The sequence below is a fragment of the Erwinia sp. MMLR14_017 genome (assembly GCF_033657285.1).
In the GTDB taxonomy this organism is placed as follows: domain Bacteria; phylum Pseudomonadota; class Gammaproteobacteria; order Enterobacterales; family Enterobacteriaceae; genus Erwinia.
The window spans coordinates 36,433-50,209 of the sequence record NZ_JAWVWP010000004.1; the positions used below are offsets into that span (position 1 = coordinate 36,433).

General features: G+C 55.6%; 9 protein-coding genes and 1 pseudogene. All 10 read left to right on the top strand.

Annotated features, from left to right (window positions below; genetic code table 11):
• The first annotated feature begins 114 nt into the window (after nt 1–114).
• The 10 genes and pseudogenes from proB to SD961_RS07795 all read left to right on the top strand — a co-directional run bounded on the left by proB (nt 115) and on the right by SD961_RS07795 (nt 13,776).
• Nucleotides 115–1,218: a glutamate 5-kinase gene (gene proB / locus SD961_RS07750; protein ID WP_318789816.1), complete on the top strand. Its 1,104-nt coding sequence runs from the start codon at nt 115–117 to the stop codon at nt 1,216–1,218.
• Nucleotides 1,219–1,228: 10 nt separating this feature from the next.
• Entirely contained in the window at nt 1,229–2,500 is a 1,272-nt protein-coding gene (proA, locus tag SD961_RS07755; RefSeq protein ID WP_318789817.1) for a glutamate-5-semialdehyde dehydrogenase, read from the top strand.
• A gap of 133 nt (nt 2,501–2,633) precedes the next feature.
• Entirely contained in the window at nt 2,634–3,263 is a 630-nt protein-coding gene (locus SD961_RS07760; RefSeq protein ID WP_318790159.1) for a LysE family translocator, read from the top strand.
• A gap of 423 nt (nt 3,264–3,686) precedes the next feature.
• Complete coding sequence (locus SD961_RS07765) at nt 3,687–4,544, top strand: MBL fold metallo-hydrolase (RefSeq protein ID WP_318789818.1); 858 nt, start codon at nt 3,687–3,689, stop codon at nt 4,542–4,544.
• A 267-nt stretch (nt 4,545–4,811) separates the two neighbouring features.
• The gene (gene treZ / locus SD961_RS07770) at nt 4,812–6,599 is read left to right on the top strand and encodes a malto-oligosyltrehalose trehalohydrolase (protein ID WP_318789819.1); all 1,788 of its coding nucleotides are present in this window, start codon (nt 4,812–4,814) and stop codon (nt 6,597–6,599) included.
• A gap of 41 nt (nt 6,600–6,640) precedes the next feature.
• A complete protein-coding gene (gene treY / locus SD961_RS07775) occupies nt 6,641–9,112 on the top strand; it encodes a malto-oligosyltrehalose synthase (protein ID WP_412916668.1) in 2,472 nt (823 codons plus the stop codon).
• A 69-nt stretch (nt 9,113–9,181) separates the two neighbouring features.
• Nucleotides 9,182–11,257, top strand: a complete 2,076-nt coding sequence (glgX, locus tag SD961_RS07780; RefSeq protein ID WP_318789821.1) for a glycogen debranching protein GlgX — start codon at nt 9,182–9,184, stop codon at nt 11,255–11,257.
• A 233-nt stretch (nt 11,258–11,490) separates the two neighbouring features.
• Nucleotides 11,491–11,706: pseudogene (locus SD961_RS07785) on the top strand (AzlD domain-containing protein); the annotation flags it as partial.
• Between the two features lie 320 nt (nt 11,707–12,026).
• The gene (locus tag SD961_RS07790; RefSeq protein WP_318789822.1) at nt 12,027–13,340 is read left to right on the top strand and encodes an MFS transporter; all 1,314 of its coding nucleotides are present in this window, start codon (nt 12,027–12,029) and stop codon (nt 13,338–13,340) included.
• A 271-nt stretch (nt 13,341–13,611) separates the two neighbouring features.
• Nucleotides 13,612–13,776 carry a hypothetical protein gene (locus tag SD961_RS07795; RefSeq protein WP_318789823.1) on the top strand — a complete coding sequence of 55 codons (165 nt, stop codon included), beginning with the start codon at nt 13,612–13,614 and terminating at the stop codon, nt 13,774–13,776.
• The last annotated feature ends 1 nt before the right edge of the window (nt 13,777 follow it).

A 13,777-nucleotide genomic window follows, 5' to 3' on the forward strand; every position in this document is an offset into this window, starting at 1 on the left:
GTCTACCCGGCTGTCGGCGGTTTTTCCCCCTTTTACGCCGCGTCCTGTTGGCTTCCAGCACCACACCTGTTAAAAAGTCAGTTCGACCTTATTTTTTTGTAATGGCAGGAAATAATGAGCAGCAGCCAGACCCTGGTAGTGAAACTGGGGACCAGCGTATTAACCGGCGGATCGCGTCGGCTGAACCGGGCACATATTGTCGAGCTGGTGCGTCAGTGCGCGCAGCAGCATGCGGCAGGCCACCGAATTGTGATTGTCACCTCTGGCGCCATGGCCGCCGGGCGTGAGCATCTTGGCTACCCGGAACTGCCGCCCACCATCGCCTCAAAGCAGCTGCTGGCTGCGGTGGGGCAGAGCCGGCTGATTCAGCTCTGGGAACAGCTGTTCTCTATTTACGGCATACACATCGGCCAGATGCTGCTGACGCGCGCTGACCTTGAGGACCGCGAGCGCTTCCTGAATGCCCGCGATACGCTGCGCGCGCTGCTGGACAACCACATCGTACCGGTGATTAATGAGAACGATGCGGTGGCCACGGCGGAAATCAAAGTGGGTGATAACGATAACCTCTCGGCGCTGGCTGCGATCCTCGCCGGGGCAGATAAGCTGCTGCTGCTGACCGATCAGCCCGGCCTGTTTACCGCCGATCCGCGTAATAACCCTGAAGCGCAGCTGATTAACGACGTTCACAGCATCGATGATGCGCTGCGCGCCCTGGCGGGCGACAGCGTGTCCGGTCTGGGTACCGGTGGGATGGCGACCAAATTGCAGGCGGCTGACGTAGCCTGCCGTGCCGGAATAGATACGATTATTGCCGCCGGAAGCCGTGCAGGCGTGATCGGTGATGTTATCAACAGCCAGCCGGTGGGCACGCGTTTCCACGCGCTGCAGACGCCACTGGAAAATCGTAAACGCTGGATCTTCGGCGCGCCGCCTGCGGGAGAACTTACCGTGGATGATGGTGCTCTCTCTGCCATTCTTGAGCGCGGCAGTTCACTGCTGCCAAAAGGCATCCGTGAGATCAGCGGCAACTTTTCACGCGGTGAAGTTATCCGCATCCGCAGTCTGCAAGGGCGTGATGTGGCGCACGGCGTAAGCCGTTATAACAGTGATGCAATGCGGATGATTGCGGGACACCATTCCCAGCAAATCAGCGATATCCTGGGTTATGAATATGGTCCGGTTGCGGTTCACCGTGACGATATGATCGTCAGTTAAGGAGCAGCAGATGCTGGAAGAAATGGGTAAAGCGGCCAAAGCGGCCTCTTATCAGCTGTCGGTGCTCTCCACCGCGCAAAAAAATCAGGTCCTGATGACCATTGCCGATCGCCTTGAAGCGCAGAGCGCAGAGATCCTGGCGGCAAACGAGCTGGATCTGGCCGGGGCGCGTCAGAGCGGCATGAGCGAAGCGCTGATGGACCGGCTGATGCTCAATCCCGCCAGGCTGAAAGGCATTGCTGACGATGTGCGCCAGGTTTGCCGCCTGGCCGATCCGGTTGGCGTGGTGATGGATGGCGGCCTGCTGGATAACGGGCTGCGCATTGAACGCCGCCGCGTACCGCTGGGCGTTGTCGGGGTAATTTATGAAGCACGTCCTAACGTAACGGTGGATGTTGCCAGCCTCTGCCTGAAAACCGGCAATGCGGTGATCCTGCGCGGCGGGAAAGAAACGTACCGGACTAATGGGGCAACGGTTCGCGTGATTCAGGGGGCCTTGCAGCAGCATGGCCTGCCGGCAGGCGCAGTGCAGGCGATTGAAAGTCCGGATCGTGAGCTGGTGAATCAGTTGCTGAAGCTGGATCGCTACGTCGATATGCTGATCCCGCGCGGCGGCGCTGGCCTGCACAAGCTGTGCCGCGAGCAGTCAACCATTCCGGTGATCACCGGCGGTATTGGCGTATGCCATATCTTTGTTGACCAGGATATCGAAATGGATGCGGCGATGAAAGTGATCGTCAATGCCAAAAAACAGCGCCCGAGCGCCTGTAATTCCCTGGAAACGCTGCTGGTACATGCCGCAATTGCCGATCGCTTCCTGCCGGTTTTAAGCGCCCGCATGGCAGAAGAGGGCATCAGGCTGCATGCCGATCCTCGCTCACTGCCGCAGTTGCAAAACGGCCCGGCGGAGGTCAGCGCAGTCACGGATCAACAGTATCGGGACGAATGGCTGGCGCTGGATCTCAACGTGAAGCTGGTGGACGATCTGGATGAGGCTATCGCCCATATCCGTGAATATGGTACCCAGCATTCAGACGCAATTCTGACCCGCAGCATTCACCATTCCGATCGCTTTGTGAATGAGGTTGACTCCTCGGCGGTCTACGTCAATGCCAGCACCCGTTTCACCGATGGCGGACAGTTCGGTCTGGGCGCGGAAGTGGCGGTAAGTACCCAGAAGCTGCACGCTCGCGGCCCGATGGGTCTGGAAGCGCTGACCACCTACAAGTGGGTCGCGTTCGGCAACGATACGGTGCGCAGCCAGGCTGGCTCATCCGGTTAAGGCGGGGCGTAAGCACGCCGAAAGGGCCGGTTTCAGCCCGGGAGGCATCAGCAGCGGGAGAGGCAGGGAGGCTTCTGGTTTATTCAGGAAGAAGTGACAGGTAATGATTGCTCAACATCATAAGGATATCTCGATGGTTACGCTTTCCCAGCTTTTCCCCTTTGCTGCTATTTCCCTGGGTATGGTGCTGACGCCGGGGCCGAATATGATCTATCTGATCTCCCGCTCTCTCTGTCAGGGACGTAAAGCGGGATATATTTCGCTGACCGGCGTAGCGCTGGGTTTTATGTTTTATATGCTGTGTGCCACGCTGGGGATCACCGCGCTGATTATGGCGGTGCCGCTGGCATATGATGCGTTGCGCTTCGCGGGGGCCTGTTATCTGCTCTATATGGCGTGGCAGGCTATTTTTGGCGGGAAATCGCCGTTTCAGCTTCGCGACCTGCCCGCAGACAGCTCACGTAAGCTGTTTACCATGGGGCTGCTGACCAATCTTTTGAACCCCAAAACCGCAGTTATCTATCTGTCGCTGCTGCCGCAGTTTATTAAGCCGGAACAGGGCCACGTGCTTGTACAGTCGCTAACGCTTGGCTCCACTCAGATTGTCACCAGCATGCTGGTGAACGGCACGATTATTTTTGCCGCAGGGACCATCGCCAGCTTCCTGGCGCAGCGCCCAACCTGGCAAAAAATTCAGCGCTGGCTGATGGGGACTGTGCTGGCGAGCCTGGCGGTCAGGATGGTGCTTGAGGGCAAAAAGTAGAGGGCAGCGATAGCCCCTATTTTTCCCGCGAACGGCAGAAAATTATCGGTAAAGCCACTCTCTGTATCATTACGATGCTCCTTTATCGCTTCTGAAAAAGCGTTCTTTTCCTTCAGCATGCTTCGTTCTTCCTAAGAATGTTCCTAATCAAGCGGCAATCACAGGCGGCTTGTATACCCTTACAGCTAAGCGCAGGGCTAATAAAATTCCCTGCTGCTTTAAACATAAAGTCAATTAACGGTCCATATTGCCGTAAACCAACAGGCTATTATTGTTTATAACCAGTCAGCTTTCCGTCTCTGGCATATATCCACTCTGACATGCCTGAAACCGGACTTAAATTATTCCGGGGTGAGCTGAAAATAGTGAACTTTCTGGCGCTGCCCTAAAAATCTGGTCTCAGTCAGGAGCATAAGGAGCGATATGAAAATCAGACACCTTAATTGTGGCTGCATGTGCCCCTTCGGTGGTGCCTTTTATGATGGATTCAGTAAAGGGATTAAGGCTCACCTGGCCTGTCATTGCCTGCTTATTGAAACCGATGCCCACGGCCTGATTCTGGTTGATACCGGCTTTGGCAGGGATGACATCCGAATGGCGGATAACCGTATTGCCGGTTTTTTCCGCTTTGTGAATAATATTCAGAGAAGAGAAACGCTAACGGCCTTGTCACAGATTAAGGCACTGGGATATTCAGCCAGCGACGTCAGACATATCATCCTTACCCATCTTGATTTTGATCATGCTGGCGGCCTTACCGATTTCCCGGCAGCGAAAATACATCTGATGCAGCAGGAAATTGATACTGCTCAGTCACGACATAGCTGGCTGGCGCGGTCGCGTTACCGCCCGGCTCAGTGGAGCGGTTCGTCAGGCTGGACGGGCTATCAGGCTCAGGGTGAAAAGTGGTTTGGCTTTGATTCTGTAACCACGCTTGAGGGACTGCCTCCCGAAATAGTGCTTATTCCGCTTGCTGGCCACACGCTGGGACATGCAGGCATCGCCATCAAAACCGCTGAAGGCTGGCTGCTGCATGGAGGAGACGCCTGGTTTTACCGCGGTGAAATGCAGGGACTTCAGCGCCACTGTACGCCAGGGCTGCGGTTTTATCAGTGGTTTATGGCAGCTGACCAGCATGCCCGGCGCCAAAATCAGCAGCGGTTGCGGGAGCTGGCCTGCACGCCTTCCGCCAACGTAAGGCTGTTTTGCAGTCATGACCTTAAAGAACTGGAATCTTTTCTTCCTCTTCCAGTTACCGGTGGTACGGGGTCACGTACCTGAATCAGCATAACAGCTCCGGCAAAGCGCAGCGGCAATTCAAACCCCTACACCATAGTCTATGATTACTCTGCGTATGCTGGCTTTATCCCGGTTTTCCGGACAAGGGGTCAGCGTTCCCACTCTGTGGAACAGCCAGCTCATGGCTTCCAGAGCAGCGCCAACCCCTACGGCCTTCAGATCGCGTCAGGCAATGCATGCTCGCATCAGCGGAACCCTGTTCTGCTGGTGCCGTCCGTTGATCACTTATGAGTCAAGCGAGGCAATTGAATGGGGTCCAGATCGTTTCAAAAAAGTTGGGGGGCCGAATATCTCGCCTCCGGTGAGGTGCGTTTTCGCCTCTGGGCAACAGGGCAGCGTCAGGTCACACTCAGACTGGCGGGCCAGGATAGAGAGATGCAGCCAGCGGGAGAGGGCTGGTTTGAACTGCTGGTGGCGGATGTTTCCCCTGGCGCAGAATATAATTTTGTCCTTAGCGACGGGATGGTTGTGCCGGACCCGGCCTCGCGCGCGCAAAAGTCAGAGGTAAATGGCCCTTCGCTGGTCATCGATCCGACCAGTTATGCGTGGCAAAACAGCAGCTGGCGGGGCCGTCCGTGGGCGGAAACGGTGGTTTATGAGATGCATGTCGGTACCTTCACCCCTGAAGGGACCTTTCAGGCCGCAATGCAGAAATTACCTTATTTAGCCGACCTGGGCATTACCCAGATCGAGCTTTTGCCCCTGTCGCACTTTGGCGGCAACCGGGGCTGGGGCTACGATGGCGTGCTGCTCTATGCACCCCATGCGGCTTATGGTTCGCCAGACGATGTTAAGGCGTTTGTCGATGCTGCGCATGGTGCTGGTCTTTCGGTCGTGCTTGATATCGTGCTCAATCATTTCGGACCTGAGGGCAATTATCTGCCGCTCCTCGCGCCAGATTTCTTCCATAAAGAGCGCATGACGCCATGGGGCGCGGGCATCGCTTATGATGTTGATGCCGTGCGCCGCTATATCCTTGAAGCGCCGCTCTACTGGCTGAAAGAGTTCAATCTGGATGGACTCCGCTTTGACGCCATTGATCAGATTGAAGACGTTTCCCATAAACATGTGCTGATCGCTATCGCTGAACATATCCGCGCTGAAATCACTGACAGGCCCGTTCATCTGACCACGGAAGACAGCCGCAACGTTATCTTCCTGCACCCTCGCGGTGAGGATGGCTCCGTTCCGCTGTTTACCGGAGAGTGGAATGATGACTTCCACAATGCCGTCCATGTCTTCGCCACGGGCGAAACGCAGGCCTATTATCAGGACTTTGCCAAAGAGCCGGAAAAGCTGGTAGCCCGCGTGCTGGCAGAAGGCTTCGCTTATCAGGGCGAGATCTCCCCGCAATCCGGTGAAAAGCGCGGCGTAGTAAGCACCGGACAGCCGCCGGAAGCCTTTGTTGATTTTATTCAGAACCACGATCAGATCGGCAATCGCGCCCAGGGAGAGCGGCTGATCGATCTGGCAGGTGTCGATCGCACTAAAGTGATGCTCGCCACGCTGCTTTTATCGCCCCACATCCCGCTGATGTTTATGGGCGAAGAGTATGGGGAAACTAACCCGTTCCTGTTCTTCACCGATTTCCACGGCGATCTGGCCAAAGCCGTGCGGGAAGGGCGAGCGCGTGAGTTTGCCGGTCATGGCGATTTTGAGGGCGAAAGCGTCCCCGATCCTAACGCTGAGCAGACATTTATGATGTCGAAACTCGACTGGTCAAAGCAGAACACGCCGCAAGGCGCTGAGTGGCTGGCGTTCAGTAAAAAACTGCTGGCGCTGCGCCAGCAGCATATTGTTCCGCTGCTTGCCACCGGCGAGAGAGCTACCGGCGAGGTCGTCAAAACTGCAGAAGGTTTCGTTGCCGTCAGCTGGCAGTTCCCACAAGGAATGCTGTCGATGGCGTTTAATATCGGCGAGCACGCGCAGCCAATCCCGCTTCAGTCCGGCAAGACGCTTTTCGCCTGGCCGCAAGAGGAAAACAGACTGCCGCAAAATAGCATCCTTGTCCGCTTTACTACAGGAGAGGTCAGGTGAATATTCCTTCCGCCACCTACCGGATTCAGTTCCGTAACGGCATGACTTTTGACCGTGCCGCGGCGCTGGTGCCCTATCTGAAACAGCTTGGCATCAGCCATCTTTATGCTTCGCCCATTTTTACCGCAACAACCGGCTCAACCCATGGCTATGACGTGACGAACGCCAATGAGATAGAGCCTGAGATTGGTGGCCGGGAAGGGTTTGACCGCATGGTCAGCGCGCTGAAACAGGCTGGCCTGGGGCTGATCCTCGACATCGTACCCAACCATATGGCCGCTTCGCTGGAAAATCACTGGTGGCGCGACGTGATTGAGCAGGGTGAAAGCAGCCGCTACGCCCACTATTTTGACATTAACTGGTCGCGCCGCCTGACCCTGCCTTTCCTGGGGGATGATTTTGCCACCGTGCTGGAAAATGGCGAAATAAGCATCCGGCCCGATCCGCAAACCGGCAGGCCTGCGCTGGCCTACTTTGATAATTTTTATCCCCTTACGCCCGCGTCGTGGCAGGGAAAAGAGGCTGAAGTTCTTGCTCTTACCGATAAGAAGGCGATTGCCGAATTACATGACCAACAGCCCTGGCGTCTGATGTCGTGGCGGGATGCTCCGCACGATCTCTCCTACCGCCGCTTCTTTGAAATCACCGGTCTTGCGGGTGTCCGGGTAGAGGAGAAAGAGGTCTTTGACGATGCGCATCGGTTAATCCTGGAGCTTGTGCATTCCGGCATAGTCGACGGGCTACGGGTGGATCATGTGGATGGCCTGGCAGATCCGAAAGGCTATCTTGAGCGTCTGCGGCAGGAAGCGGGGCCGGAGTGTTATATCACCGTGGAGAAGATCCTCGGCGAAGGGGAGCAACTTCCGGCTGACTGGCCAGTTTCTGGTACCACCGGTTATGAATTTATCGCTGCGCTTTCTGAGGCGTTAGTAGATGGCAGCAAAATTAGCGAGCTGCGCCAGGCCTATGACCAACTGGTGGGCAAGCCGGTAGATATGCAGGCTGAACTGCGGTCGGCCAAACTGCTGATGGCGGACAGAAACTTCGAGGGCGAATTCACCACGCTGCTTAAGCTTGCGATGGTTATCGCCAGTGATGATGGGGCGGCGCTGGAGGAGAAAACCGTACGGGCTGCTCTGCGTGAACTGCTGGTGGCGTTCCCTGTTTATCGTACCTACGGCACACCGGAAGGGCTGACCACGGCGGATAGCGATCTTCTGCAAAAAATCAGCAGGAGGATAGCGACAGGCAAAAATGCGCCCGATCCTGAAGCGCTGAGTTTTCTTAACCGCATCCTCTCTGGTGACGTTGCTCAGCAAGCTTCTGCAGAGGCCACCCTCTTCCGCACCCGTTTCCAGCAGCTTACTGGCCCGCTGATGGCGAAATCGGTAGAGGATACGCTGTTCTTCCGGCAAAACATGGAGCTGGCGTTGAATGAGGTCGGCGCAGAGCCGATCCCACGTACCTTCTCGCTGGATCGTTTCCATAAAGAGATGACTACGCGGCTTGAAACGCAGCCGGACGCGCTCTCTGGCACCTCAACCCACGACACCAAGCGTGGCGAAGATGCGCGGGCGCGGCTCTATACGCTGACGGAAGCGCCGGATCGCTGGGCTGATTGTATCGCCCGCTGGCGTAAAATGAACCAGGCAGAAATCAGCCAGCTTGAAGATGGCCCGGCACCAAAGCCAGCAGTGGAGTGGATGCTCTATCAGGCGCTGGCAGGGGCCTGGCCAGTGATGCTGCAACCGGACGACTCGTCGGGGTTGAAAGAGCTGGAGGAGCGGTTCCTGGCGTTTGTGGAAAAAGCGCTGCGGGAAGCCAAACTGCGGACGGATTGGGCAGACAGTAATGAAGTCTATGAAGAGGCGGTGTTCAGCTATGCAAGGAACCTGCTTTCGCCAGCGAATCACGCCTTCCTGCAAGATTTTACCCAGGCGATGCAACCCTTTATTCAGGCAGGGCTGGTTAACAGCCTTACCCAGACTGTGGTTAAGCTCACGGCACCTGGCGTGCCGGATATCTATCAGGGTAGCGAGGGGCTGAACTTCAGCCTTGTGGACCCCGATAACCGTCGTGAACCCGAGTTCGCGCAGCTTGCACAACAGCTCTCCTCACCTCTTGCCCTCACGCAGGAGCAGTGGCTCAGTGGGCAGCTTAAGCAGCAGATCATTGCCACTCATTTACAGCTGCGTCAGCAGAAGCGCGCGCTGTTTCGTCGGGGAGACTATGTACCGCTAACGGCTGCCGGTAAGCGGGCGGAAAATGTGCTGGCGTTCGCACGCGCGGAGGGTAACGAAGCGGTGATAGTGATCGCCCCGCGACTGGTACTGAGTGACCTGGGCAGTCTGACCACTTCCGCCTGGGGTACAGAGACCGGACTGCTCCTGCCGGAACGGCTTGCTAACCGTCGCTATCGCGACATTCTGACCGGAGAAGAGAAGATGCTGAGCGAGCGGATAACGCTGGACACCCTCCACGGTTATCAGCCCGTTACGCTTGTAACAGTATGATATAGAAAGATTAAAATATAATAACTTACCTTTGCAGGTGAATTTCTGTTGCCTAATGGAGAGCCAGAGATGTCAAACGGTCATTCTTTTGAAATTACAGCAGGGCACGGCCTGGTTCTGGGTGCCAATTTTGAAGGGGAAGGGGTGAATTTTGCCCTCTTCTCCGCCCATGCCGAGCGCGTTGAGCTTTGCCTTTACGATCCCAGCGGTAAAACGGAGATCGCAAGGCTGGAGCTGCCAGAGTATACCAATGAAATCTGGCATGGCTATGTTCCGGGCCTGCAACCCGGCGCGCTGTATGGCTATCGCGTACATGGTCCTTACGATCCGGAAAACGGTCACCGCTTTAATCCGCACAAGCTGCTGCTGGACCCCTATGCGCGCGAACTGGCGGGCGATATCGAATGGAATGAGGCTCATTTTGCCTATGAGCTACTGCATGAAGACAAAGATCTGACCTATGACACGCAGGACAGCGCGCCCTTTATGCCGAAATGCCGCGTCATCAATCCCAACGAATTCGACTGGCAGGACAATAACCGGCCCAATGTAACCTGGCCGGAAACGGTGGTTTATGAAGCCCATGTAAAAGGATTTACTCAGCAAAATCCCGCTATCCCTGAGGAGCTTCGCGGTACCTATGAGGGGATGGGCCATGTCGCCTCGGTTGACTACATCAAAAGCCTGGGCATCACCTCGGTTGAACTTCTGCCGATCCACTGGTTCCCGGACGATCAGCACCTGCTGGATAAAGGGCTGAAGAATTTCTGGGGCTATAACACTCTGGGCTTTTTTGCTCCCGCTTCACGCTATTTCGGTCCAAAGGGCATTCAGGGATTCCGCGATATGGTGCGGGCATTTCACGATGCGGGGATTGAGGTGATCCTGGATGTGGTTTACAACCACACGGCGGAGGGGAACGAACTGGGTCCGACCCTCTCCTTCAAGGGGATCGACAACTTCTCCTATTACCGCACGCTGCCGGACCAGCATCGTTATTACATTAACGATACCGGCACGGGTAACACGGTGAATACTTCCCATCCGCGCGTGTTGCAAATGGTGATGGATTCGCTACGGTACTGGGCAGAGTCGATGCATATTGACGGTTTCCGCTTCGATCTCGGCACTATTCTTGGCCGTGAGCCGGAAGGGTTTAATGAACGCGGCGGCTTTTTCGACGCCATGATGCAGGACCCGGTGTTGTCAAAGCTGAAGCTGATAGGGGAGCCGTGGGATATCGGCCCTGGCGGCTATCAGGTGGGCGGCTTCCCGCCTGGCTGGGCGGAGTGGAACGACAAATATCGCGACACGGTGCGCGAATACTGGAAAGGCAACAATGTCTCCACCGACTTTGCTGCACGCCTGCTCGGCTCTGGCGATCTCTACGATCTCCGTGGCCGTCGCCCCTGGGCCAGCGTTAACTTTATCACCGCTCATGATGGTTTCACGCTTAACGATCTCGTTTCTTACAACGAAAAGCACAACGACGCCAATGGTGAGGATAATAACGACGGCCACAACGATAACCGTTCCTATAATTACGGGGCTGAAGGGCCAACGGAGGATGAGGGCATCAACGCGGTACGCGAGCGTCAGAAGCGTAATTTCCTCGCCACGCTGCTGTTTTCCCACGGTACGCCGATGCTGCTCGCAGGCGACGAGTTCGGGCGTAGCCAGCAAGGCAACAACAACGGCTATTGCCAGGATAACGAGATCTCCTGGATTAACTGGGAGAATATGACGGCATCCGGCGAGGCGCTGCGTGAGTTTACCCGTCATGTTATCAAGCTGCGGGCAGAACAGCCGCTGCTGCGTCGGGAAAACTGGCGAGACGGTATGGATATCAAATGGTTCAATGCGGGCGGCGGCTTTCAGCAGTCGGAGCAGTGGGATGAAGGGCTGACGCTGGGTGTCTACATTGGCCGTCCCGATCTGCAGGCGGAAGAGGGCATCTGGCACGACGTGCTGATGCTGATCAACCCGTTTGAAGGCAACGTACCGTTCCTGATCCCGCAGTTTGGCGAAGGGGGCTGGGTGCTGGAGTTAACCACCTCAGATACCGCTAAACGCGGCCTGGTTATCAATAAAGAAAAGGATTTTGAGCTGGAAGGGCGCAGCATCGCCCTGTTCAGAAGGCCTTAAGCTCGTCGTTTTAACCTTAGCCGCAGCGGGCCTGCCTGTTGCGGCTAAATCCTTGCTTTTAAAACCAATATCGTAACCACCTGATGAAATAATCATTCAGCCCGGTGACGCCTCTGATAGCGACTCTTCCTGTTTTAACACCTCTGAAAAGCACCCTTTATCCCTTAATCAAACTCAGTTTTGCTGTGCGACCAGAATAGCCATAGTTTCAGGTTCCAGCGCCTTGAATATGCTCCCGGGCGCTGCTGTCAGATGCTGCCACCACGCTGTTATTTGCGGTAGTGCTGGGAAACACCTTCTGTGAAGGTGGCCATTTTGCCGGAACGGCGCGGGTAGCTGGCGTAGCGGTAGCAGTAGTGCTTGCCTGGCGAAAAATGCCGTTGATTATGATGATCGTTGCTGCTGCGCTGCTAACAACGGCCCTGTTGCGCTTTGCCGGAGTTCCCTGAGCGCTCAGGTGCTGAAGGGGTAGCCCGTAACGTTCAGGCTACCAGAACCAGGAAGACATCGTGAAGCAGTAAGCCAGCGTCACAGAGAGCAGGACGAGTTCAATGGGTTTAAAAAAGTACATGATTTTGGTTGGCGGTTTAGGTTAAGTAACCACTACATCGGTAAGATCGGCCGAAAACTTTAGCCCTCTCCGCGCTTTTTTCTGCCCGCTGGGAATGCTCTGCAAGATCGTTCATCGACTTGCCTGTCTGCTGCAATAGCGACTACTGTTGACGGTTCAGGTTGAGTTTTCCCGAAACGACTGCGACAGGGAGCCGTCATGAAAAAAGTCCTCGGCACTTTTTTACCCCTTTATAGCACCACGTTGTTAATGCTGCTGGGCTCCGGCCTGTTAACCACTTACGTTTCACTTCGTCTGGCCCATGAGCAGGTTAGCGGCAGCCTGATTGGCGCCATCACCGCAGCTAACTATTTTGGCCTGGTGCTGGGGGGCAAGGTTGGACATAACCTGATCGCCCGCGTAGGACATATCCGTGCCTACGTCTCCTGTGCCGGGATTATCACCGCTTCTGTCCTGGGTCATGGCCTGACCGATTTCCTGCCAATGTGGATATTCCTGCGGCTGATTATCGGTCTCTGCATGATGTGCCAGTATATGGTGCTGGAGAGCTGGCTGAACGACGGGGCGGAAACCGGGCAGCGCGGGCTGATTTTTGGTTTCTATATGGTGGCGACTTATCTGGGGCTTTCGGCAGGGCAGGTGATGCTGATGACGCAAATTGGCTCGGGCAGCTCCAGCCTGCTGATTGTGTCACTCTGCTTCGCGCTCTGTCTGGTACCCATTGCTCTGACCACCCGCACCAATGCGCATCCCATGACGCCAGCCCCGATGGAGCTGGGCTATTTCTTCCGCGCTATCCCTAAAATTCTGTTGAGCACGCTGGCCACCGGCATGGCCGTCGGCGCTTTTTACGGCATGGCGCCGGTCTATACCAGCCAGCTGGGATTCAGCACCCAGCAAACCGGTCTCTTTATGGCCATTACCATTTTTGCCGGGTTAATCTCACAGTTTCCGCTGAGCTGGCTTTCTGACCGCATTGATCGCAACCGCCTGCTGATGTACACCGCAGCGCTCTATACCCTTGCCGCGCTGCCTCTGACGCTGGGTCTGCACATGAGTTTTCTCTGGGCAGTCGCTGCGGCCTTTGTCACCAGCATGATGCAATTCTCGCTCTACCCGCTGATCGTGGCGATGGCGAACGACAGTGTCGCGCCGGAGAGAAGGGTCTCGCTTACCGCATGCCTGCTGATGGCCTTTGGTATCGGTGCCTGTATTGGCCCGCTGATCACCGGGGCGATTATGCAGCCGCTGGGGGGCAATATGCTCTATGCCTTTTTCTGCCTGTGCGGTGGCGTTATCGCCGTAACAAGCTGGTTTACCAGCAGAACGCCGCAGATTGTTACTGAAGCGCCTATTCCCCACGTCGCTCTGCCGGACAGTTTGACCAGCTCGCCGTTAGCCGCAGCGCTAAATCCTACCCTGACGGAAGAAGATATCCAGGCAGCGATGGTCGATACGGAGGCGGAGTCTGTGGAGACGGAAAGCAGTGAAAACAGCCCCGAAGCCCGATGATTTCCCGGCTCATAAATCAGGGTGAACGTTTTTTCATCCTTTAAAGCTGTTGATCTTCCCTCAGTCGCCAGATGAATAACATAACGCCCTCTTTTTCATTAAGTTTAATCCTAAAGTTGATCACTTTTGGTGATTGTTTATACTGTTATCACTTTACAGTAATAAATGGCCCGAATGAGGGATCGCATGTCAATCAGAGGCTTAGTCTGGCTGGTGATTATTGCAGGATGCATTGCCTGTTGGACCCTGCTTATCTGGTGGGGGAGTTAAAATGGGTGACAAAAGTGCAGAAGATGATGCTGAAGAGATAAAAACAGGGCCTTTTACGGGATGGTTACTGACGCCAAAGCAGCAGGCATTTTTAGAACTCTTCTGGTCAGAAGCGGAGGAAAACGATTCTGACTCCTCTCCATCGACCAGCCAGAACAGCGGGTGAG